Raw genomic sequence first — 22,968 nt, 5'->3', positions numbered from 1 at the left:
GCGCGATTCGGGCGCGCCCTATGCGCATGATAGTCCGGGCCACGGCCACGCGGCGAGCGCCCGCGGGGCTGGCCGCCGCCGTATCATGTCCCGCGCGAACCGCACGTCGCGTGGCTGGGCAGGCCGTCGATGCCGGTCTCGACGAAATGCGGGACGCTCGACAGCATGTAGGTGCGCAGCCCCTCGATCAGGCGCAGGGCCTCGTCGGGCAGCCGGCGGTTCTGATGCGACACGACGCCGACCATGTAGGGGATCTGAACGTCGATCGGCCGCACCGCCACACCGTCCAGGCGTGCGCCCTGAGCCGTGAACGGATCGATCAAGGCCACACCCAGGCCGGCACGGACCATCGAGACCACGGCAAACTGGCTGCTGGCCTCGATGTGGCGCCGCGGATAGCCTTCGGTGGCGCGCACCAGGGCATTGGTCAGGTGATATCGCATGCGGTAGCGGCCCAGGAGCGTGATGACATCCGTATTGCCCAGGCTCTCGAGGCGAATCACGCTCTGCTCGGCCAGGGGATGGTTCATGGGCAGGGCCAGCATGCACGGCGCCTGCCCGCACCAGTGCGTCCGGCACTGCTCATAGTCGATTGGCAGGTTGCTCAGGCCGATATCCGCGCGCCCCTCGATCAGGGCAGAGCCCACGGACTCGTGGAGGACCTCTTCGATAAGAAGCTTTTGCTGAAAGACCGGGTGCGCGCCGTCCACCCGCGCGAGGACGTCGGGCAGGATCCCGTGGGCCAGGTCAGCGGTGACCAGGATGCGCAAGGGGCGGGTCTGGCCCGCCGCGATGTCCTGGGCCCTGGCCTCCAACTGCTGGAGGTCGGCGAGGACGCTGCGGACTTCTTGGTAGAAATCCTCGCCCTGCGGAGTCAGCGTAATGGTCGGCCGGGTCCGGGTGAAGAGTATGAAGCCCAGTTCATGCTCGAGATCGCTGATCTGCCGGCTGACCACCGGTTGTGAGCGTCCGAGCAGGCGGCCGGCAGCTGTCACGCTGCCTGAGGTGACGATGGCCATCAAGGCTTCGAGCTGGCGTATTTCCATGATATTTGAGATTTTTTGTTGCCAGCGCATCGGCTGTGCGGCCCCCGCGAGCCGCCCACCTTCGAGTACGCCAATCTACTTCATATGTAAAATGCTACTACACTTGCCGGACCCCAAAGCAATGATCAAGCGAGGGAAAGGTCCCCTCCCTGACTTCTTTGGCGTATTGCCCGGCCGCCTCCCGGATAAGCGCGCCGGCATCGGCGAACCGGCGGGCGAATTTCGGGATGCGCTCGCCGCTCAAGCCCAGAATGTCCTCGGTGACCAGAATCTGCCCATCACAATGGGGCGACGCCCCGATACCGATGGTCGGGATGTCGACGCATGCCGTGATCTCGCGCGCCAGCGGCTCGCCGATCCCCTCGAGCACCACGCCGAAGGCGCCCGCCTGGGCATGAGCCTGGGCATCCTCGACAATGCGGCGCGCCGCCGCCTCGTTCATCCCTTGTGCCTTGAAGCCGCCCATCGTATTGACATATTGTGGCATAAGACCGACGTGAGCAAGGACGGGAATACCGCGCTCGACCAGAAAATGCGTGGTCTCGGCCATGGCCCGCCCGCCCTCGAGCTTGACGCCCGACACGCCGCTGGCCGCCAGCATCTCGGCCGCGCTGGCGAAGGCCTGCTGCGGCGATTGCTGATAGCTGCCAAAGGGCATATCGACGATGATGCAGGCGTGATGCGTGGCGCGCACGACGGCGGCGGCGTGCGCGGCCATGGTCTGGGCGGTGATCGACAGGGTGTCGGGCAGGCCATAGCCGACCATCGCGGTCGAATCGCCCACCAGAATCATGTCCAGCGCCTCGTCCAGCAGGCGGGCGATCGGCGCGATGTAGGCGGTCAGGGCGGCGATCTTGGATTCGCCCTTGCAAGCCATCAACTGGGGCACCGTGACGCGTTGCCCCTGACTATGTACACTCATATCCTCTCCTGAAAATCCGTTTCATCCACTTCCGGCAAGCGATGCCGCCGCAGCCCAGGGCTGCCCCCACGACGGAGGACCCCATGTCCACTAATCAACCTTATGTTTCGTTCCACGACGGGCGCCGCGCGCCCCAGCTCGGGTTCGGGACCTGGCAAATTCCCGAGGCGGACGCCGCCGCCGCCATCCACACGGCCCTCGAGGCCGGCTACCGGTCGATCGACACCGCTTATATCTACTATAACGAGACCGGCGTGGGCCAGGGTATCGCCCGCTCCGGCATCGCCCGGGACGAGCTTTTCATCGCGACCAAGGTCTGGAACAATCGCCACGGGCACGATAGCACCAAGGCCGCCCTGCGGGAAAGCCTTGATCGCCTTCAGCTCGATTATGTGGATCTGTATCTGATCCACTGGCCGGTTCCCATGGAAGGCCGCTATATCGATGCCTGGGAAGCCATGATCCAATTGCGCGACGAAGGGCTGGCAAAATCCATCGGCGTCTGCAATTTCCAGGTGCCGCAGCTGCAAAAGCTGCTCGACAAGACCGGCGCCTTGCCCGTGCTCAATCAGATCGAGGTGCACCCGTACTTTCAGCAGGCCGAGCTGCGCGCCTACCAGGCGGACCACGACATCATCACCGAGGCCTGGAGCCCCCTGGGTCAGGGGCGGGTACTCGAGAATCCGGCACTGGTCGCAATCGCCCACAAGCACCAGGCGAGCACGGCGCAGGTGATCCTGCGCTGGCATCTTCAATCGGACCGCATGGCGATTCCAAAGTCGGTCACCCCCGCGCGCATCCAGGAAAACTTCAATCTGTTCAACCTGCACCTGGACGACGAGGACATGGCGCGGATCGCCGCGCTGGACGACCCAGAGGGCCGCATCGGCCCGGATCCGGACCAGTTCCACCTCATGAAGGGTTGATCGCCGCGCGCCCGCCGGGCGGCTCGGCATCGCGGCGGGCACGGCGGCCCAGCCACACGGCCGCGGCCGGGGCGAACACGAACAAGCCATAGACCCCCCAGGCTGCACTCCGGGCGCCCTCGAATCCGCCCGGATCCGTGAATCCGGCGGCATTGGCTGCCATCCCCGCCACGCTCGCGCCCAAAGCCATGGCATACAACTGCAAGGTGGTGATGGCCGCCGAGGCGATATTGCGCTGGCCCTCGGGCGCGGCCCGGAACACCCCGGTCAGCAAATGCGGCCAGCACAGCCCCACTCCCAGTCCGACGCCCAGCAACAGAACGCTCAATGCGCCGATCCATGCGCCCGGCGCGGGCATCAGGAGGCACAGCCCGGCCAGCGCGAGGGTCGACAGCAGGGGGCCCAGGGTCAGCAGGCGGCCGACGGCCGCCGGTCCGCGCCCGGAACTGATCAGCGTGCCCAGCGTCCAGCCGGCCGACATCACGGCCGACAGATAGCCCGCCATCAGCGGCGAGGTCCCGTGAATGACCTGTAGAAAATAGGGGACGAAAACCTCGGTCGTGACGCCGATGCTCAAGAGTCCGATCATGGCGTAACGCTGCCCCAGGGGGTTGGTCAGGGACCAGGCGCCCTCGGGCAGGAAACGCTGGGCAGCGCGCCGGTCCACGCGCGCAAGCACCATCACCAGCGCCAGGCCGGCCAGCACGCCCGCCACCTGCCAGCCCCAGAAGTCCGACAGACTGGCGGCCGAGACCGCCAGCACCGAACCCACCAGCAGGCCCATGCGCCCCAGGGGCACGCCGGGCCTTGCGCCGGGGTCGCGCCCCATCGGCCCGAGCTGGGTTGCCAGCAGCAGGCCCAGCACCGCGCACACCGGCAGCACCGACCAGAATGCCCAGCGCCATAGGCCCGCCTGGGCGAAAATCCCGCCGATGGCCGGCCCCGCCAGAGTCGCCACCCCCCACATGCCCGAGATCAGCGCCATGGCGCGGGACCACAGGCCCTCGCGGAACACCAGGGGCACCGTGGCATAGCTCAAGCTCAGCAGCATCCCGCCGCCCAGGCCCTGCCAGGTCCGGCCAAACAGCAGCCACCCCATCGTCGGCGCGAGCGCGCAGGCAATGGTTCCCAGAGCGAACATGCACAAGGCATACAGGAATACCCGGCGCAGGCCATAGCGGTGGATGCCCATCGGCGCCGCCGAGGACCCGAGGATCGAGGCGGCCACGAACAGTGTGGTATTCCAGGCGTAATACGCCAGTCCACCGATATCCTGGACCACGGAAGGAAGGATGGTGGCGGCGATGAAGACATTGATGGCATGCACCGCGACACCGCCCGCCAAAGCGAGCGAACGCAAGCCGTTTCGGCCCCAGAGCAGGTCCAGCCAGGAAGCGGAGGAAGAGTCGGATGTCATTGAATAGAAATGCGGGCCGCAGCCCGCATTGTAAACAGCTCGGGGAGCCGGTCAGTCGAGCAAGTCGCGCAAGACATACTGCATGATGCCGCCATGCCGATAATAGGTCGCCTCGCTGGGGGTGTCGATGCGCACCAACGCGTCGAATTCGACCGCGCCAGCCCGCACGCGCACCGTGCTCGGCGTCTCGCCCTCGTTCAGGGTGGTCACGCCGGTGATCTCGAAGGTTTCCTCGCCGGTGAGCCCGAGGCTGGCCGCGTTCTCGCCCTCGGGAAACTGCAGGGGCAGCACCCCCATGCCGATCAGGTTCGAGCGGTGGATCCGTTCGTAGGATTCGGCGATCACGGCGCCGACCCCCAGCAGCGCGGTGCCCTTGGCCGCCCAATCGCGCGAGGAGCCCGAGCCGTATTCCTTGCCGGCCAGGATCACCAGGGGTATGCCCGCCTGGATGTAACTGCGTGAGGCATCGAAGATCGTCGCCACGGGACTGGCCGGCTGGGTGAAATCGCGCGTCCAGCCGCCCTCGGTGCCCGGGGCGATCTGGTTGCGCAAGCGCACGTTGGCAAACGTCCCGCGGATCATGACCTCGTGATTGCCCCGGCGCGAGCCGTAGGAGTTGAAGTCCTTGGGCTCGACCCCTTGCGACTGCAAATACCGGGCGGCGGGCGAATCCTTGGCGATCGATCCGGCCGGACTGATGTGGTCGGTGGTGACCGAATCGCCCAGCAAGGCCAGCACGCGGGCGCCCCGGATGTCGGCGACCGGATCGGGATCGCGGCGCATCCCCTCGAAGTACGGCGGATGGCGCACATAGGTCGAGTCGGGTTCCCAGTTGAAAATTCCACCCTCGGGCGTGGTCAGCGAGCGCCAACGCTCGTCGCCCGAGAAGACGTCGGCGTAGCCGCGCGTGTACATGTCCGCGGCGATCGAGGACTGGACCACCGCCTGGACCTCGGCGGTCGTGGGCCAGATGTCGCGCAGCGTGACCTCGCGGCCCTGCGGGTCGCGGCCCAACGGCGCCTGGAACAGGTCGATGTCCATGGTGCCCGCCAGCGCATAGGCAACGACCAGCGGGGGCGACATCAGATAGTTCATCTTGACCTCGCTATGGATGCGGCCCTCGAAGTTGCGGTTGCCCGACAGCACGGAAACCACCGCCAGGTCATTGGCCCGCACCGCGGCGCTGACCTCGGGGATCAGCGGCCCGGAGTTGCCGATACAGGTCGTGCAGCCGTAGCCCACGAGGTTGAAGCCCAGGGCCTCGAGATAGGGCGTGAGTCCGGCCTTGTCGTAATAGTCGGTGACCACGCGGGAGCCGGGCGCTAGGCTGGTCTTGACCCAGGGCTTGCGGTTCAGGCCACGCTCGACCGCCTTTTTCGCCAGCAGGCCGGCGGCCACCATGACGGTCGGGTTGGAGGTGTTGGTGCACGAGGTGATGGCGGCGATCACCACCGTGCCGTGGTCGATCCGGTGCGGGGCGCCGTTCAGCGTGACATCCGCCGGATTGGAGGTCGGCGCCCCGGGCAGGGCGGCGAGGGCCTGCCGGAAGGCAGGCTGCGCATTCGATAGAGATACACGGTCCTGCGGGCGCTTGGGGCCGGCGATCGAGGGCACCACGGTGCCTAGGTCGAGCTCGAGCGTCTCGGAGTAGGCCGGCTCGTGGGCCGGATCGTGCCATAGGCCTTGCGCCTTGGCATAGGCTTCGACCAGCGCCACTTGCTCGGCGGAGCGCCCGGTGAAGCGCATGTAGCTCAGGGTCTCGTCGTCGATCGGAAAAATCGAGATCGTCGAACCGTACTCGGGGCTCATGTTGCCGATCGTCGCCCGGTTGGCGAGCGGCACCGCGGCCACGCCGGGGCCGTAGAACTCGACGAACTTGCCCACCACGCCGTGCTTGCGCAGCATCTCGGTGATGGTCAGCACCAGGTCGGTGGCGGTCGCGCCCTCGGACAGGCTGCCGCTGAGCTTGAAGCCGACCACCCGCGGGATCAGCATCGAGATCGGCTGGCCCAGCATCGCCGCCTCAGCCTCGATACCGCCCACGCCCCAGGCCACCACACCGAGCCCATTCACCATGGGCGTATGCGAATCGGTGCCCACACAGGTGTCGGGATAGGCCTCGGTCACCCCGTCGGCTTCGCGCGTGAACACGCCGCGCGCCAGATGCTCGAGATTGACCTGGTGAACGATGCCGGTATCCGGCGGCACGACCTGGAAATTGTCGAACGCGGTCTGGCCCCAACGCAGGAACTTGTAGCGCTCGGCATTGCGGCGGAATTCGATCTCGGCGTTGCGGCGGAACGAATCGTTGGCGCCGAACTCATCGACAATGACCGAGTGGTCGATCACCAGCTCGACGGGGGCGAGCGGATTGATGCGTTCCGGCTTACCGCCCAGCGCCCGCATGGCGTCGCGCATCGCCGCCAGGTCCACCACGGCCGGCACGCCGGTGAAGTCCTGCAGAATCACCCGGGCCGGGGTGAAGGCGATCTCGCGGCTGGGTTGCGCGGCGGGGTCCCAGGAGGCCAGCGCGCGGATGTCGTCCGCAGTCACATCGCCGCCGTCCTCGGTGCGCAGCAGGTTCTCGAGCAGGATCTTGAGACCGTAGGGCAGGCGGGATACCTTCAGGCCGCTCGCCTCGAGGGCGTCGAGCCGGTAGATGCGATAGGCCTTGCCGGCCACATCCAGCGTGCCTTGCGCGTCGAAACTGTTAGGATGATTCATCGCATGTCCTCCAGAAAAGATTCGTGCCCCGAGCGAAAACCGGTTCCGGTCCCATCTTACACGCATCCGTCCTTCCCCCTCCATCACCCCCCCGCACGATCGGGAAATGGCACCGCGCACAACCCGCCGGGAGGCAGGGTTAAGCCGCCTGCCGCCGGGATCCGCCGCTACACTGGCGGCATTCGATTCCGACCGGAGCTGCTCTCATGGCCCACCCCGCATTCTTCGACGATGCGCCGAAAATCACGCTGTACGACCCGCTGGCGGATCTGCTGGGCGCCTCGGACGACGGCACCCTCGAGTACGGCTACGCGGATGCCGTCCGGCTGGCCGGGCACTCCTGTCCGACGGTCGCCGGCGCCTACCTGATGGCCGTCAAGGCCCTGGCCGCACTGTATCCCGACAGCCTGCCCCGACGCGGCGAGGTCCTGGTCGAATTCGCGGACGACGCGCGCAACGGGGTGACCGGCGTCATCGCGAACGTCGTCGGCCTGCTGACCGGCGCCACCACGGACACGGGATTCAAGGGTCTGGCCGGCCAGTACGACCGCCGCGATCTGATGCGCTTCGAGGCCGACATCCCCGGTGAAATCGCCTTCACCCGCCGCGACACGGGCGCCTGCGTCGTGGCGAGCTACAGCGCCCGCGAGGTGCCGCCCGCCCCCATGACCATGCCCCTGCTGCAGCGCATCCTCGCCGGCCAGGCCAGCGACGCGCAGCGTCGCGATTTCGCGCAGGCCTGGCAGGATCGCGTGCGGCGCATTCTGGAATCGGCCGACATGCCCGGCCTGGTCACACTGCAGGCCCGATAGGGCGCGGCTGGGAAGCCTTCAGGTGCCGTCCGAGGCCTCGGGCCGGATGTCGTCAGCGCGCCGAAAGGCGTGATGCTGGCGCTTGTCACGGTACATGTCGAGATCGGCGGCATGCAGCGCCTGGCCCAGGCCCTCATGATGGTAGGTGGTCGCCACGCCGACCGATACGCTGAGGTTGGTGCCGCCATAGAACTGGTTGTTGAGCTCGATGAGCCGATGGAGGTTCGACAGCACGATGCGCGCGCCCTCCTCGTCCGTGCCCGGCAGCAGGACCATGAACTCGTCGCCGCCGATCCGTGCCGCCGAGGCGGGACGGTCGATGACCTTGTTCAGGACCTCGCCCATGCGTCGCAGCAAGGCATCGCCGGCGGCATGGCCCTCCAGGTCGTTGGTGGCCTTGAGATTGTTCAGATCCAATGAAATGAACGACACCGGCTTGATCCGCTTGCGCTCGAGGCGGTTGAGCTCGTCCACGTAGAACGAGCGGTTCTTGAGCTGAGTCAGCACATCATGCTTGCCCAGGTACTCGAGGTAGCTCTCGGCCTTCTTGCGGGCGGTGATGTCGGTCAGGGCCACCAGCACCATGCTCCAGTCATCCTCATAACCCTCGAACACCGAGAATTGCATGTGGATGTACAGGACGTCCCCGGCCAGCGTCCGGTTCTGCACCTCGCGCTGCTGGAACAACCGCCCGTCCCACAGGTCGACGAGCTGCTCGGCGAATGAGGCCAGCATTTCCTCCCCGAACACGTCGCCCAGGCGCCCCAGCAGTTCGGTGCGGCTGTTCGCCTTAAACATCCGCAAGGTGTGGCCATTGACGTCCAGCACGCGGATTTCGGACAGGCAGCGCTCCACGAACTCGGGATGTACGTCGATGAAGGTGCGGAAATCGACGATGCCCTGCTCGCGCACCTCATCGATCAGAATCTTGATGCGACTGAAATCCTCGACCCACAGCGAGACGGGCGCCTGCCCGAAGAGCTCGCGCGCCAGCCGTTCGTTGGCGAGCGCCGCGCGGCGGGACTCCTGCAACTCGGTCACATCCTCGACGGCCACCAGCACCTGATCCCAGCGCCGCTGCCGGTCCGGCAACACGACCCCTCGGAGCGAGATATCGATGCGGCGCCCATCGAGCGTGTAGTTCACGCTGCTGCTCTGGAAGGTGCCCTTGCCGTTCCAGAGATCCAGCATTTCGGAGGCGAACCCGTCGAGCATGTCGTCGCGCATCACCTCGCCCAGGCGTGCCATCAGGGCCTCGCCCGAGCTGGCAGCATATAGGTCCAGGGTCTGGCGGTTGACGCGCACGATGCGCATGGCTCGGGAGCATTGCAGCAGGCGCTCGCGGTCTTCGGCGAGCCAGGCCTGGAAGTTCACCACGCCCTGGGCGCGCCAGTTCTCGAAGAGTTCATGCAAAGCGCTGTAGTCCTCGAGCCACAAGGACATTGGCATGACCTCGAAGAAATCATCCAGCCTGAATCCCTGCATTTCGGGGGACGACTCTGTGGATGCGTCGCCTGACTTCATGAGAACCTCTACACTTCCTGATCGTAAACCCTCGCGCCAGGGGATCATTGACCTTGCATTGCCGGCGGCCCGGACGGCCGCCGAAGAACCCGCAAATTCAGCCTCTTACGCGTCGAGGCATATACAGTATGCTGATTCGCGGGGTTCCAGCAAGCGGTTTTGCACCGAGAGCGCCCAAAGGACGCGCGGCGCGTCCGCCGCGCCACCGCCGCCTCAGGCCTCGATTCCGAGGGCGCGCGCATGAAAACGCAGATGATCCTCGATCCACGACGCGATGAAGTAATAGCCATGGTCATAGCCTTCGTGACGCCGCAGCGTCAGGGGCTGACCGGCATCCCGGCAGGCCTGCTCGAAAACCTCGGGCAGCAGTTGACCATCGCGCAGGAACCCGTCAGCCAGGCCCTGGTCGATCAGGATGCCGTCGGGAAACGGCGGCTGCGCCATCCCCTGCATCAGCCGCGAGGCATCATAGCCGGCCCAGGCTTGCTCGTCGGGCCCCAGGTAGGCCGTGAACGCCTTGCGGCCCCAGGGACAGCGGCTGGGCGCGGCAATCGGCGCAAAGGCCGAGACACTGCGGAAACGCCCGGGGTGGCGCAAGGCCAGCACCAGGGCGCCATGGCCACCCATCGAATGGCCAAAAATCCCCAGCCGCGCGCCATCGGCACCCAACTCGCCCACCGCCAAATCGGCGAGCTCGCGCGCGACGTAGCTTTCCATCCGGTAGGCGCGCGCCCAATCGCCCTCGGTGGCGTCCAGGTAGAACCCGGCGCCGGTACCCAGGTCCCAATCCGCCTCCTCGCCCGGCACACCCGCACCGCGCGGACTCGTGTCGGGGGCGATCAGCATCAGGCCCAGTTGCGCGGCCAGGCGCTGCGCGCCCGCCTTGATGGGAAAGGTCTCTTCGGTGCAGGTCAGGCCAGCCAGATAGAACAGTGCGGGCGCGGGACCGTCCGCGGCGACCCGCGGCGGGACGAATACGGAAAACCGCATCGGCAGGCCGATGGCGGCGGAATCGTGACGATAGAAGCGCTGCTCGCCACCAAAGGCGCGATGCGCACCGGTCAACTCAAGCGTGGACGATCCTCGGGCATCTCGGCTCATGGGGCACCTCCTAATATAGAACGACGGAGCGGATCGACTCGCCGCGTTTCATGAGATCGAATCCCTCGTTGATCCGCTCCAGCGGCAGGGTATGGGTGATCAGGTCATCGATGTTGATGCGGCCCTCCATGTACCAGTCCACGATCCGGGGCACGTCGGTGCGCCCGCGCGCGCCACCGAAGGCCGTGCCCTTCCAGACACGGCCGGTGACGAGCTGGAACGGCCGCGTCGAGATTTCGGCGCCCGCCTCGGCCACGCCGATGATGATGGATTGGCCCCAGCCGCGATGGCAGCATTCCAAGGCCTGGCGCATCACCTGGGTGTTGCCGATGCATTCAAAGGAATAATCGGCGCCGCCGTCGGTCAGGGCCACGACCGCTTCGACGACGTTGTCCACCTCGGCGGGGTTGATGAAATCGGTCATGCCGAACTGGCGCGCCATCGCCTCACGCGCCGGGTTCAGGTCCACGCCGATGATCTTGCCGGCACCCACCATCCGGGCGCCCTGGATGACATTCAGCCCAATCCCGCCCAAGCCGAACACCACCACATTGGCGCCCGCCTCGACCTTGGCGGTGAACAGCACGGCGCCCAGGCCCGTGGTCACGCCGCAGCCGATATAGCAGATCTTGTCGAACGGCGCGTCCTCGCGCACCTTGGCCAGGGCGATCTCGGGCACGACGATGTGGTTGGCAAAGGTGGAGGTCCCCATGTAGTGATGGATGGGTTGTCCGCCGATGCTGAAACGCGAGGTGCCGTCCGGCATCTGGCCCTTGCCCTGAGTGGCGCGTATGGCCGTGCACAAATTGGTCTTGTGCGACAGGCAGGACTTGCACTGGCGGCATTCCGGCGTATAGAGCGGGATCACGTGGTCGCCCGGCTTGAGCGAGGTCACACCCGGCCCCGTCTCGAGGACCACGCCCGCCCCTTCGTGCCCCAGGATGGCCGGGAACAGGCCTTCGGGATCGGCGCCGGACAAGGTGTAGTAGTCGGTATGGCAGATTCCCGTGGCCTTGACTTCGACCAGGACCTCAAAGGCCTTGGGGCCTTGCAGGTCGACATCCTCGATGGTGAGGGGTTCACCCGCCTTCCAGGCGATGGCTGCTTTGGTTTTCATGGATGGCTCCTTGTTGATGGCGACACTGGACCGCCTGAATCATGGCGCGAGGCCGCCGTGGCGGCCCACCGTAGCAATTTCGGCCCGGATGCGCCAGCGACCACGGGGCGATGCTATGCTGAATTCTATCCGAGCCGTCCCAGGAGCCTGCCGTGACCGACCCCGCCCCTCTCCAACGCATCGAAGCGCGCACCGCCGAGATCGGCGGCGCCCTGGCGGTCAACCGCCTGCTGCCCTCGCGCCACTGCCGCACGATCGGCGCCTGGTGCTTCCTGGACCATGCCGGCCCAGCGACCTTCGCTCCCGGCGGCGGCATGCGCGTCGGTCCGCACCCGCACATCGGCCTGCAAACGTTCACCTGGATGATCAAAGGCGAGGTCCTGCACCGCGATAGCCTCGGCAACGTCCAGACGATCCGGCCCGGCCAGATCAATCTGATGACGGCGGGACGCGGCATTGCGCATACCGAGGAATCCCTGTCAGGAGAAACGACTCTGCACGCGGCCCAACTGTGGATCGCCCTGCCCCAGACCCACTGGGACTGCCCTCCCGCCTTCGATCATTATCCGGACTTGCCGCGCTGGTCGGCGGCTGGCTGCGACCTCACGCTGCTCGCCGGCACCTGGGAGGGGCACCGCGCGCCGACCCGCCTGTATTCGCCGCTGGTGGGTCTGGACCTGCGCAGCGACTCGGGCGCCACCCTCACGCCCGCGCTGGATCCGGGCTTCGAGTACGGGCTCATGGTACTCGAGGGCGCGGCAACGATCGATGGCCAGACCTTCGCCGCCAATGAGTTGGCCGTCCTCGGTCGCGGCCGCGACCGGTGCGCCCTGACGCTGGCGCCCACCGCCCGCGCCATCCTGGTGGGGGGCAAGCCGCTGGGGTACGAGATTCACATGTGGTGGAATTTCGTCGCCCCCGAGCGCGCCCTGATCGCCCAGGCCCAGCGCGACTGGGAAACCGGCGATACGCGGTTCAGCGAGGTGCCTGGCTTCGACGGCCCGCGGCTGACGGCGCCGGCTCTGCCGCCGGGCTACTGAGCGCGACGATGTGCACGAGGTCATCCGCCCGCATGGCGGACAGCGCCTGGGCACTCATGCGGAAAACCTCTGTGCAGTCAATTGCCTGAAAAGACGGAAAGATCGGCGCGTACAAAGCCATGGCCGGCCGCCTCGCACAGGGCCTGCAGATCAGCCGCCAGGCGCTCCGCCGCCTGGTGGCGCGCCCAGAAGACGGGGCCGCCCAGCGCCCGGGGGAAACCGTAGCCTTCCGTCAGCACCACATCGACGTCGCTTGGCCTGAGGGCCACGCCCTCGGCAAGCAGCAAGCCCGCTTCGTTGACCATGGCAAGCAAGGCCCTGCGCTGGATGGTCTCGGGGGCGAGCGCGCGGCGCGTCATCCCACGCTGGGTGCTGGAGCGCTCGATCAGGCCACGGACCACATCGTCCGTCGTCGGCGCTGCCCGACCGTCGACATAGGCGTAATAGCCGGCACCCGTCTTGCGGCCCAAGCGGCCGAGCTCACACAAATGGTCCAGTATCGAGACATAGCGTTCGCGCGGATCGCGTGTGGCGGCCTGCGCGCGGCGCATGCGCCAGGCGATATCCAGGCCGGACATATCCGCCACGGCGAACGGCCCCATGGCGAAGCCCAATGCCGTCAAGGCCCGGTCCACGTCTTCGGGCCAGGCGCCGTCCTCGAGCATGAACTCGCATTCCCGGCGATAGGCGTTATAGATCCGGTTGCCGATAAAGCCAAAGGCGTTGCCGGCCAGCACTGCCGTCTTGCCGAGCCTGGCGCCCAGCGCCATGCCGGTGGCGAGCGCGACGGGCGAGGTTTGCGCCGCCCGCACCACTTCGAGCAGCCGCATGACATGCGCAGGGCTGAAAAAATGCAGACCAAGGACATTCCGGGGACGCCGCGTCGCAGCGGCAATATCATCAATATTCAGATAGGACGTATTGGTCGCCAATAATGCGTCCGGGCCGGCCGACGCATCGATCCGGCGAAAGACCTCCTGCTTGACCGCAAGATCTTCGTAGACCGCCTCGATGACCAGATCCACATCGGCGAGGCTCGCCCAGTCAGTGGTGACGACCCACGCGGACTGGCGGGTCGCGGCGAGCTCGCCGCTCATCTTGCCCGCCGACACACGGCGCTCGTAGTGCTGGACGATGCGCTGCCGACCCTGCTCGACCACGCCGTCGTCCCGGTCGAGCAGGACGACGGCCATGCCGGCCTCCAGCAGGGCGATGACGATCCCAGTGCCCATGGTCCCGGCGCCGATGACCGCGACGCGGCGGACCTCACGCGGGCTGGCCCGCCACTCGTCGGGCAGAAGGCCTGCCTGGCGCCGCGCGGCAAGCAGATAATCGAGCGCTTGCGCCTCGACAATGGGATGAACGGGAGTCTCCATACGTATCGTCCGTGCGTGCAAAAGAGGGCAGGCGATCAAACCGGGCGCACCGGGCGCTGTTCGATGGCGGGCTGCCGAATCCGCGTCGTGCCCTCGTCGCAGCGCAGGAGGCGCAGGTCCCTTTGCGTTCTCGGTTCATCGACAAATCGATTGTGAAGCATTCGATCCTATTAGACAATTCAAAATAATATGAACATTCTGTCAAGGATTCTTGATGGCTGGACCTCTGAATGCGCAGTCGCTGATCCTGCTCGTGGACATCATCGATGCGGGCAACCTCAGCAAGGCCGCACGCACGCTCAAGATGAGCCGCGCCAACATCAGCTACCACCTCACACAGCTCGAGCAATCTCTGGGGCAGCAGTTGCTGCGGCGCACGACGCGTCGCGTCGAACCCACTGAACTCGGCCTGAAACTCTACCAGCACGGGCGCATCATCCGCGATGAATTACTCGCCGCGCGCGAGTCGGTCGATTCGCTGGGGCGGGGCCTGCACGGCTCAGTGCGCCTAAGCCTGCCGACCGGCTTCGGGCACTTGATCATGTCCGACTGGATGATCGAATTCAAACGCGCCTATCCGGACATCGCCCTGGACGTGGTATTTGAAAACCGCATCGATGACCTGCTGCGCGAAGAGATCGACATCGCCGTCCGCGTCATGTCGGAACCGCCCCAGCACATGGTGGCCCACGAGCTCTGCGAAGTGCGCCATGTCATCTGCGCCTCCGCGCAATACGCCCTTCTACACGGCGTGCCGGAGCGCCTGGAGGATCTGCCGAATATCCCTCTGATCACGTCCACCGTCCACGGGCGGGCACTGCGCCTGGCCGCCTATCAGGGGCAAACCAGGCGGGAGATCATGCTGAATCCCACGCTGGCCTCCGAGAATTTCCAGTTCCTGCGGGAAGCCATCCTCGCCGGCCTGGGCGTGGGGCTGGTGCCGGACTATCTGGTGGCCTCGGCCGTCGCTGATCGACACATCGTGCTGGCCCTGGACGATTGGCGCCTGAGCGTATTCGGCACACGCATGTTCCTGCTGCGCATGCCTGGCCGCTACCAGACACTGGCCGCCCGCACCCTGATCGACTTCGTGATCCAACGCACGCGCACCTGGGCGGCCGCCTGACACTTCGGCGCCGATTCCGCGGCCACGGCCCCCGGCGCTCGCCCGTTGCTCACTTGGCGGGATGCCCCCTGCAGATCAGGTAGTCCCGATAGCGCAGATATTCCTGGCGGGAGCATACCCGCACATTGCGGATCAGCCATTCGTCACACTCATCCAGATCATGCGGCGAGCTCGGCGTCTCCCGACGCCCGTAATAATCCGCTACAAAGGCCTGATCGCCGTCCATGTTGTTTTTCATGCAAATGGGTTCACTTTATTACAGAATTACATACATTATTCCATTCACCCCCCTCTTGTACTATTCAAGAATTGCAAAAACCCATGAACCGGCCGCACAAAAGAGACATCGGCATCCTCGAATCATTAAATATTGTTATCAAATGGTATTACTTGGGAGCGCCCTGATAAATTCGATTACGACCGATCCACCCTGACTCGATCCAAGACATGTATCCGGCATTCCGTCGTTGGCCTCGTCACGGGCAGCACACGGCCTTGGCCGCCCTGGCCATGGCTGCCGCTTTCCTGCTGGCGGCGCTCGGCCTCACAACCCGCCCCGCCGATAGCCTGGCCGTCCTGTGGCCCGCCAATGCCGTGCTGGCCGGCTTGCTGCTGCGTTACCCAGCCCTGAGCGCCCCGCAAGGCTGGGCCGGAATCCTGTTCGGCCTGACACTCGCCAACCTCGCCTGGAATGAGCCCCTGGCCCTGGCCCTGGCGCACAGCCTGATCGATCTGTCGGGCCTCCTCGTCGCCTGGCGCATCCTGGCACCTTTTGGCGCACCGGAAAGCCTGCGCAGCCCGCGGGCCGTCGCGCGCCTCCTGCTGGTGGGGGTCGTCGCGGCCGCCACGCACGCAGCCGTCTCCCTCACCCTCCAACCCCCCGGCGCCCAGTGGGTTCTGAGCGCCGCCAACTGGTTTCTTGGACAACTGCTGAGCTATAGCGCATTTCTGCCACCGATCCTGCTGCTCCCCAGGCGCCGCACGGCCGATGCCCGCCACAAGCCGCAACGCCCCGGCCGAGCGGCGCGACAGCGCATCGCCGCCAAGTGGCTGCCGATCGCCGTGCTGGCCGCAAGCTTCGTGCTGTGCGCCCTGATCGGCGGCCCCGGGGCTGTGATCTTCCCCGCCCCCGCCCTGTTGTATTGTGCGCTCGTCTACCGTCAAAGCACCACCGCGTGGCTGGCGGCGGCCGCAGCCGCCATCACCACCCTGGGCATCGCCTACGGCTGGATACTTGTCAGCACCCAAACCCCGCTCTCGGGCAGCCAACCCTGGGACTTCGCCTCCTTGAGGCTCGGCGTCCTGCTGATGGTCGGCGCGCCATTGCTGGTCTCCGGCATCCTGGCCGCCCGTAGCGACACCATCGAGGCCCTGCGCCAGGCCCTGGACCACGATGCGCTCACGCGGACGCTGTCGCGGCAGGCGTTCCTGCGCGACACGCAGGAACATCTGCAAAGCCACCCTCCGACCCCGAAGGGCAGCGGCCTGCTGATGCTGGACATCGACGACTTCAAACGCGTGAACGACACTCATGGGCATCCGGCGGGCGATCGGGTCCTGCGCGAGTTCGCGCGCATCATCCGCGAGGCCATCCGGCCGCACGATCTCTGCGGCCGGATGGGGGGCGAGGAGTTCAGCCTGCTGCTGCCGGACGCCACGCTGCCGGACATCCTCGAAATCGCCGAACGGCTACGCGTCCGCGTGGGGGCGGCCGAAATTCCGCACGCGGACGGCGACCTTCCGTTGCGCATAACCGTCAGCATCGGCAGCATCCATACCTCCCAGGCACCTTATGCCACCTTGACGGGGCTTTTGGCGTATGCTGACCAGGCCATGTATCGGGCAAAGCGCATGGGAGGGAATCGAGCGCACAACCACGACGCCGGGATCGAACCGTCGGCGCAAGCCTCTCCTACTCCCCCACCGTCACCCTCGACCCACCAAGAGGCACCATGAACAGCCCCGCCACGCCCCATGCCGATTCCATCGCCGTTCTCGAAGACGATGCTATCCAGGCGGAATGGGTACGGCAGATTCTGTCGGAAGCGGGTTTCACCTGCCAGCTCTTCAGCGAGGGGAACACGCTGCTCGCGGCGCTGCGCAACCGCGCATCCTTCGATCTGCTCCTGCTGGATTGGGAGCTCCCGGGCATCGACGGCATCGAGGTGCTGCAATGGATTCGCGCAAACCGCGGCCAATCCATTCCCGTCATTTTCGTCACCAATCGCACACACGAAGAAGACATCGTCAAAGGCCTGAACGCCGGCGCCGACGACTACATCGGCAAACCCCCGCGTCCGGCGGAGCTGCTGGCGCGCATCGGCTCCCTGTTGCGGCGCAACGGGCAGGCGACGCCTCTCGAATCGGATTTCATGCTGGGCGACTTCACGGTCGAGGTGGCCACCCGGCAGATCCGCCTGCGGGGCGCTGCCATTTCCCTGACGCCCAAGGAATTCGACCTGGCGGCATTGTTCCTGCGTAACCCATGGCGCCTGTTTTCCCGCGACGACCTCAGCGCCCTGGTCTGGAACCGCGAAGTGCCCAGCACCTCGCGTACACTGGACACCCACCTGTCGAACATCCGCAAGAAGCTCCAGCTCGGGCCGGCCTGCGGCGCGCTGCTGAGCGCCTCCTACGCCTTGGGCTACCGGCTCGAACTCCTGTCCACTCCTCAATCCGACCCATGACCTCTACCGAGCATCCCTCCAGTCTCCTTCGACTCCTGCCCCGGCGCGGTCTGTGGCTGGGCCTGCTGTGCGCGGGCCTGGCCCTGCCCCCGCTGGCAACGAGCCAGCCGCTGGGCGCGCGCGGCGAGGACTTCCTCTACCAAATAGAGGCCGGCGACACGCTCGAGCAGCTCGCGCACCGCTATACGCTGCAGCCGTCCAACTGGACCGTCCTGCAGCGCCTGAATCAGGTCGACGATACTCACGCCCTGCGGATCGGCTCGGTGCTGCGCATCCCGTTTGCGCTCATCCCCGAGCGGCCCGCGGACACCAGCATCATCCACGTCAAGGGCACGGTCACGCTGGATGATCGACCGCTGCGCCCGGGCGAGGCGCTGGCCGACGGCCAGATCCTGCGCAGCGGCGGCAGCGGCACGGCCACCATCCAGCTCGAGGACCGCAGCCTGCTGACGCTGGCGCCGGGTACCGAGCTGCGAATCGGGCACCTCCGGGCCTTCCAGGGTGCCGGACTCACCGACACCATTCTCGAGATTCGCCAAGGATCGATCGAAACCATCGTGGCACCCGGAAATACCGGCGTCGGACGGTTCGAGGTCCGCACGCCAGCGACCGTTACGGGCGTACGGGGCACGCGCTTGCGCGTCCATGCGGACACCGATGGCTCACGCCACGAAATCCTGCACGGGCGCGCCGCGGTGAGCAGCGACGCGGGACAGGCCGAACAACGCATCGACGCCAACCAGGGCATGGTCTACGACACATCCGGCACATTCCGCGGCATCCGCCCCCTGCTGTCGGCGCCCCAACTGCCGGCCGCGCAGGACGTGGGCACCGATGGGACACTGGACTTTCCCGCGCTCCCCGGGGCGGTCGCGTACCGCGTCCGCGTCTCCCAGGATGCCGAGGGTGCCCTGCTGGCGCACAGCCAGCGCTTCGCCGCGCCCCCGGTCCGGCTGCCGGCCCTCGGCGGCCTGTACCATGTGTTCGTACGCGGCATCGACGATCTCGGGATCGAGGGTCGGGACGCCACCGTCGCCCTGCGCCTTCAAGGCGGCCTGACCAGCGCGGACGGCCTGCCGGTGCTGACCACCGACGGGACGCCCGTCACGCTGCAATCCTTCTGACCCGGCGAGCGTGGCGGGCACCCGTTACCCCAGCGGTCTCAGGCGCCGCCTGCGGGCCGAGTGGCTGAGCCTCACCCTCGCGCTGTCCCTGCTGGCGATTCTCCTGTCCCTCTGGAGCGACGCCCCCGGCATCCGCGAGATCAACCGCCTGAGCTACGACCTGGGGATGCAGGCGGTCGCGCACCCGGCCGCGAGCCGCGACATCGCCATCATCGCCATCGACGATGCCAGCATCGAAACCCTGGGATACTGGCCCTGGCGACGCTCGATCCACGCGGCCCTGCTCGAGCACCTGGGACAGGCGCGGGCCGTCGGGCTGGACCTCATCCTGTCCGAGCCGCACCCTACCCGGCCGGGCGGCGATGCGATCCTCGCGCAGGCCATCGCCCGGCATGGACGCGTCGTCCTGCCCATAGTCCTGGATCCCACCGGAGAGCACCGGATCGCCCCGCTGCCCGAACTGGTCCGGGCCGCGGCGGCCGTTGGCCGCATCGACGCGCAACCCGACCCGGACGGCACCCTGCGCTGGATCGAATTGCGCCGCACGCCCGCGCAAGGCGGCCCGCCGATGCCTCATTTCGCACTGGAGCTCGCCCGCATTGGCGGCAACCACGCCGCCACGCGGCGGGCCGAGGCCATCGCGCCGGATGCCGCCTCATACATCCAGTTCGCGGATCCCGACCACGGCTACGCCCTCTATCCGTACGCCGCCGTGCTGAGCGGCCAGATCTCCGATGAGGTCTTCCGGGACCGCATCGTGCTCATCGGCGCCTGGGCCTCCGGGCTGGGCGACCGCCTGCCCACCGCCATCGGCGGCGGCCTGATGGCCGGGGTCGAGATCCTCGCCAACAGCCTGCAAAACCTGCAAGGCGGCTCGTGGATCCGCCTGGCGCCGCCACTGGTCCTGGCACTGGCGGCGCTGCTCCCGGTCCTGCCGGTCTGTCTGGGCCTGCGCGTCCTGTCCCCTCGATGGAGTCTGGCCAGCGCACTGGCGGCGCTGGCGGTCTTTCTCGCCCTCGACGCCCTACTGATGCAATGGGCACGATACTGGTTGCCGCCGGCGGGCCCGGTGATCGCGCTCCTGCTCGCCTACCCATTGTGGAGCTGGCGTTGCCAGGAGGCCTCGCTTGGACACATCGACACCGAGCTGGAGCGCTTGCGGATCCCTCTGCATGACGAACCACAGTCCAGCGGCCAATCCGGTCCCGACACGCTGCCCGAGCGGGCCGTCCGCCTGCACCGGGCGATCTCGCGCCTGGAGCAGGCCGCCAAGGCGCAGGAGGAAACCCTGGGTTTCATCTCGCACGACATGCGATCTCCCCAGAGCAGCATCCTGGCGACCATCGAGCTGCGCCGCCAGGCGCCGCTGAAATGGTCCGAGACCGACGCCCTGGCGCATATCGAGCAGCAGGCCCACGCCACGCTGAGGCTGGTGGATCAGTTCGTTCAACTGGCGCGCGCCGAATCGGCCGTCCTGAACATCCGCCCCTGCATTCTGCAGGATCTGATCCAGGATTGCTGCGATCGCCGCTGGCCCCGGGCCGCACAGCGCGGCATCGACCTGCGCTTCGACGGCGGCGAGCGCGAGGCGGTCCTGGCGATCGACATGGACCTGATGGCTCGCGCCCTCGGCAATCTCCTCGACAATGCCATCCTGTATAGCTCGAGCGGCGGCGCCATCGACTGCGGCCTGACCTTCGATGAGCGGTTCTGGCACATCCACGTCCAGGACACCGGGCCGGGAATCGCCCCGGACCAGATCGAGCACCTGTTCACACCTTTCTGGCGTGCGTCCGCGGGGGCGGACAAACCCGCCGGCAGCGGCCTGGGGCTGGCCTTCGCCCAGACAGTCGCGGCGCGGCACGGTGGGTACATCCGCTGCCAGAGCCAGCCCGGCGCAGGCTCCCGGTTCACGATCAGCCTGCCGGGGCAGCCCGCCCACCCGGCAAGCCCGGCTATGCATTCTTGACCAGACTGCTCAGCTTGTCCCGGTCGCGCAGCAAGAGGCCCGCGAGCAGCATCATCAGGACGGACACCAGCAGCAGCAAAGACGCGATGGCCGTGATCTCGGGATTGATGCTGTCCCTGATGCCGGAGAATATCTGCACGGGTATGGTTTCCTTGCCCGGGCTGATCAGGAACAAGGTGATGACGATCTCGTCGAATGAAACGGCAAAGGCGAAGAGCGCCCCGGCCAGGACCCCGGGCATGATGACCGGAATGAGGATGGAGACGAACGCCTTGACCGGACTCGCCCCCAGGCTCAGCGCGGCGCGGATCAGGTTGTGATCGAATCCCTGCAGGGTTGCGGTGACGGTGATCACGACAAATGGCAGCCCGACCAGAGCCTGCGCGATGATGATGCTGGCATACGTGCCCGCGATCCCGAGATAGGCGTCGAGAAAGAAGATGCCCACCCCCGTAATGACGATCGGCACCAGCATGGGCAGCAAGAGCAGTCCCAGGACGAGATTGCTCGTCCTGGACCGGTACTTCGCCAGGCCGGCGCCAGCCAGCGTACCCAGGCAGGTGGCCAAGAGGGTGGCACAAACCGATATGAACAGGCTATTCAGGCCGGCCTGCAGCCATCGCTCACTGGTGAATATGCTGGCATACCACTTGAGGGAAAAGCTGGTGGGCGGAAACGAAAAGAACTTGTCAGGACTGAACGACAGCGGCACGATGATGAGCAGGGGCAGCAGCAGGAACATCAAGATGATGGCGCACAGCACCCTAAAGACAAGAATCCAAACGTCGTTTTGCGCAATTTTCATTCCAGGCCCCTACGCTACGGCTTCCAGTACCTTCAAGTCCGTCTTGTCCCAGTACACGACGATCGATTGCCCGATGACGAACCTGGACGATTCGCCGATCGAGAGCTTGACGATAAAGATCTGTCCATTGCTCAAGGACACGCTCATCCGATATTGTTCCCCAAGGAACATCAGGTCGGCGACAACCCCCTCGAGGCACCCGAACCCGATTGGATGGGTGCTGGGCAAGTCATCCAGGGAAGCACATGCCTTGGCGTTCTCGGGCCTCACCGAGGCGACGATGCGCATGCCCTTTTCCAGGGCCGCGCCGTCCGCGGCCAGCGCCTCGGCCCCGGTGCCGGCATCCAGCGCCACCCGCAAGGCACCGCCATCGCCGACACCTTCGATCATGCCCGGCAGCAGATTGCTCTCGCCGACAAAGGTCGCTACATAGGCGTCCCGCGGATTTCCATAGATTGCGTCGGGCGTGTCGATCTGGCTGATCTCGCCGTTTCGGTACACCGCGATCCGGTCGGACATCGTGAGCGCTTCGTTCTGATCGTGCGTGACATACACGATCGTCACCTTCAGTTCCCGATGGATGCGCCGGATCTCAATCTGCAGGGTCTCACGCAGCTTGCGATCCAGAGCCCCGAGGGGCTCGTCCATCAGGACGATCGAGGGCTCGAACACCAGGGCGCGGCTCAAGGCGACCCTCTGCTGCTGGCCGCCCGAGAGCTGATTGGGCTTGCGATTGGCGAAATCGGCCAATTGCACGAGTTCGAGCGCGCCCCGCACCTTTTCGCGTATCTCGTGCTTGGGCATCTTGCGACACAGCAGCGGATACGCGATGTTTTCCGCCACCGTCATATGCGGAAACAGCGCATACTGCTGGAATACGACCCCGATTCCCCGGCGATGGGGCGGTAAGGTGTCGATGCGTTTGCCCGACAACCAGATGGAACCGTCACTGGGCGTCTCGAACCCGGCCAGCATCATCAGCGTCGTCGTTTTCCCGGACCCAGAGGGCCCCAACAGGGTCAGAAACTCGCCCTTGCGGATGTCCAGGTCCAGGTTGCGAACGGCCAGCCCGTCCCCGTCATAGGTTTTCGAGACGTTCTTGAATTGGACCAGGATATCTTTTTCCATCTCCACCGCACCTTCCCCGGGCGGGTTCGCACTACCGTCCATGACTGCCCTTTCAATAGTTTTGCCGCTCGGTGTGCGCGCGGGCTACCCCAGCGCGGCGGCGGGCCCGTTTCGGGCCGGCCCC

19 protein-coding genes are annotated in these 22,968 nt (G+C 66.3%); 8 read left to right on the top strand and 11 right to left on the bottom strand.

What is annotated here, in order from left to right; genetic code table 11:
• Window positions 1–83 precede the first annotated feature (83 nt).
• Both ABS761_RS04730 and panB read right to left on the bottom strand, forming a co-directional pair.
• Window positions 84–1,046, bottom strand: coding sequence for a LysR family transcriptional regulator (locus tag ABS761_RS04730; protein ID WP_350406943.1), 963 nt, complete (start codon window positions 1,044–1,046; stop codon window positions 84–86).
• 97 nt (window positions 1,047–1,143) lie between these two features.
• A complete protein-coding gene (gene panB / locus ABS761_RS04725; RefSeq protein WP_350406942.1) occupies window positions 1,144–1,968 on the bottom strand; it encodes a 3-methyl-2-oxobutanoate hydroxymethyltransferase in 825 nt (274 codons plus the stop codon).
• Window positions 1,969–2,051: 83 nt separating this feature from the next.
• On the opposite strand from panB, the gene ABS761_RS04720 reads away from it, so the two are divergent.
• Window positions 2,052–2,894 (top strand): aldo/keto reductase, encoded by an 843-nt coding sequence (locus ABS761_RS04720; protein WP_350406941.1) that lies wholly within the window; start codon window positions 2,052–2,054, stop codon window positions 2,892–2,894.
• On the opposite strand, the gene ABS761_RS04715 is transcribed toward ABS761_RS04720, so the two are convergent.
• Both ABS761_RS04715 and acnA read right to left on the bottom strand, forming a co-directional pair.
• Window positions 2,881–4,311: an MFS transporter gene (locus ABS761_RS04715; RefSeq protein WP_350406940.1), complete on the bottom strand. Its 1,431-nt coding sequence runs from the start codon at window positions 4,309–4,311 to the stop codon at window positions 2,881–2,883. The genes ABS761_RS04720 and ABS761_RS04715 overlap by 14 nt on opposite strands.
• Before the next feature lie 51 nt (window positions 4,312–4,362).
• The gene (gene acnA, locus ABS761_RS04710) at window positions 4,363–7,035 is read right to left on the bottom strand and encodes an aconitate hydratase AcnA (RefSeq protein WP_350406939.1); all 2,673 of its coding nucleotides are present in this window, start codon (window positions 7,033–7,035) and stop codon (window positions 4,363–4,365) included.
• Window positions 7,036–7,241: 206 nt separating this feature from the next.
• Between acnA and ABS761_RS04705 the strand changes: the two genes are divergently transcribed.
• Window positions 7,242–7,847 (top strand): hypothetical protein, encoded by a 606-nt coding sequence (locus ABS761_RS04705; protein WP_350406938.1) that lies wholly within the window; start codon window positions 7,242–7,244, stop codon window positions 7,845–7,847.
• Window positions 7,848–7,865: 18 nt separating this feature from the next.
• Here ABS761_RS04705 and ABS761_RS04700 read toward each other — a convergent pair whose 3' ends face one another.
• From ABS761_RS04700 to ABS761_RS04690, 3 genes are all read right to left on the bottom strand, one after another.
• Window positions 7,866–9,371, bottom strand: a complete 1,506-nt coding sequence (locus tag ABS761_RS04700; RefSeq protein WP_350406937.1) for a sensor domain-containing diguanylate cyclase — start codon at window positions 9,369–9,371, stop codon at window positions 7,866–7,868.
• A gap of 213 nt (window positions 9,372–9,584) precedes the next feature.
• A complete protein-coding gene (gene fghA, locus ABS761_RS04695) occupies window positions 9,585–10,472 on the bottom strand; it encodes an S-formylglutathione hydrolase (protein ID WP_350406936.1) in 888 nt (295 codons plus the stop codon).
• 10 nt (window positions 10,473–10,482) lie between these two features.
• The gene (locus tag ABS761_RS04690) at window positions 10,483–11,589 is read right to left on the bottom strand and encodes an S-(hydroxymethyl)glutathione dehydrogenase/class III alcohol dehydrogenase (RefSeq protein ID WP_350406935.1); all 1,107 of its coding nucleotides are present in this window, start codon (window positions 11,587–11,589) and stop codon (window positions 10,483–10,485) included.
• A 152-nt stretch (window positions 11,590–11,741) separates the two neighbouring features.
• Between ABS761_RS04690 and ABS761_RS04685 the strand changes: the two genes are divergently transcribed.
• Window positions 11,742–12,629 carry a pirin family protein gene (locus tag ABS761_RS04685; protein WP_350406934.1) on the top strand — a complete coding sequence of 296 codons (888 nt, stop codon included), beginning with the start codon at window positions 11,742–11,744 and terminating at the stop codon, window positions 12,627–12,629.
• A 77-nt stretch (window positions 12,630–12,706) separates the two neighbouring features.
• Here the strand turns inward: ABS761_RS04685 and ABS761_RS04680 are convergent, their stop codons facing one another.
• A complete protein-coding gene (locus ABS761_RS04680) occupies window positions 12,707–14,005 on the bottom strand; it encodes a 3-hydroxyacyl-CoA dehydrogenase (RefSeq protein WP_350406933.1) in 1,299 nt (432 codons plus the stop codon).
• 226 nt (window positions 14,006–14,231) lie between these two features.
• Between ABS761_RS04680 and ABS761_RS04675 the strand changes: the two genes are divergently transcribed.
• Window positions 14,232–15,131, top strand: coding sequence for a LysR family transcriptional regulator (locus ABS761_RS04675; RefSeq protein WP_350407058.1), 900 nt, complete (start codon window positions 14,232–14,234; stop codon window positions 15,129–15,131).
• Between the two features lie 49 nt (window positions 15,132–15,180).
• Here ABS761_RS04675 and ABS761_RS04670 read toward each other — a convergent pair whose 3' ends face one another.
• The gene (locus ABS761_RS04670; protein WP_350406932.1) at window positions 15,181–15,357 is read right to left on the bottom strand and encodes a hypothetical protein; all 177 of its coding nucleotides are present in this window, start codon (window positions 15,355–15,357) and stop codon (window positions 15,181–15,183) included.
• A 221-nt stretch (window positions 15,358–15,578) separates the two neighbouring features.
• Between ABS761_RS04670 and ABS761_RS04665 the strand changes: the two genes are divergently transcribed.
• From ABS761_RS04665 to ABS761_RS04650, 4 genes are read left to right on the top strand one after another with little or no spacing between them, the layout of a single operon-like run.
• The gene (locus ABS761_RS04665) at window positions 15,579–17,087 is read left to right on the top strand and encodes a GGDEF domain-containing protein (RefSeq protein ID WP_350406931.1); all 1,509 of its coding nucleotides are present in this window, start codon (window positions 15,579–15,581) and stop codon (window positions 17,085–17,087) included.
• Window positions 17,084–17,818, top strand: a complete 735-nt coding sequence (locus ABS761_RS04660; RefSeq protein WP_350406930.1) for a response regulator transcription factor — start codon at window positions 17,084–17,086, stop codon at window positions 17,816–17,818. Before ABS761_RS04665 ends, ABS761_RS04660 begins: the two co-directional genes overlap by 4 nt.
• The gene (locus ABS761_RS04655; RefSeq protein ID WP_350406928.1) at window positions 17,815–18,942 is read left to right on the top strand and encodes a FecR family protein; all 1,128 of its coding nucleotides are present in this window, start codon (window positions 17,815–17,817) and stop codon (window positions 18,940–18,942) included. The genes ABS761_RS04660 and ABS761_RS04655 overlap by 4 nt, the downstream gene beginning before the upstream one ends.
• Before the next feature lie 10 nt (window positions 18,943–18,952).
• Window positions 18,953–20,911, top strand: a complete 1,959-nt coding sequence (locus ABS761_RS04650; RefSeq protein ID WP_350406927.1) for a CHASE2 domain-containing protein — start codon at window positions 18,953–18,955, stop codon at window positions 20,909–20,911.
• On the opposite strand, the gene ABS761_RS04645 is transcribed toward ABS761_RS04650, so the two are convergent.
• Both ABS761_RS04645 and ABS761_RS04640 read right to left on the bottom strand, forming a co-directional pair.
• The gene (locus tag ABS761_RS04645) at window positions 20,898–21,716 is read right to left on the bottom strand and encodes an ABC transporter permease (RefSeq protein ID WP_350406926.1); all 819 of its coding nucleotides are present in this window, start codon (window positions 21,714–21,716) and stop codon (window positions 20,898–20,900) included. The genes ABS761_RS04650 and ABS761_RS04645 overlap by 14 nt on opposite strands.
• Before the next feature lie 9 nt (window positions 21,717–21,725).
• Window positions 21,726–22,844, bottom strand: coding sequence for an ABC transporter ATP-binding protein (locus ABS761_RS04640; protein WP_350406925.1), 1,119 nt, complete (start codon window positions 22,842–22,844; stop codon window positions 21,726–21,728).
• Between the last annotated feature and the right edge of the window lie 124 nt (window positions 22,845–22,968).

It is taken from the genome of Castellaniella sp. GW247-6E4, assembly GCF_040276065.1.
Lineage (GTDB): Bacteria > Pseudomonadota > Gammaproteobacteria > Burkholderiales > Burkholderiaceae_B > Castellaniella.
The sequence above is the reverse complement of the archived record's forward strand: the minus strand, read 5'-3'. Positions and strand labels throughout refer to the sequence as shown.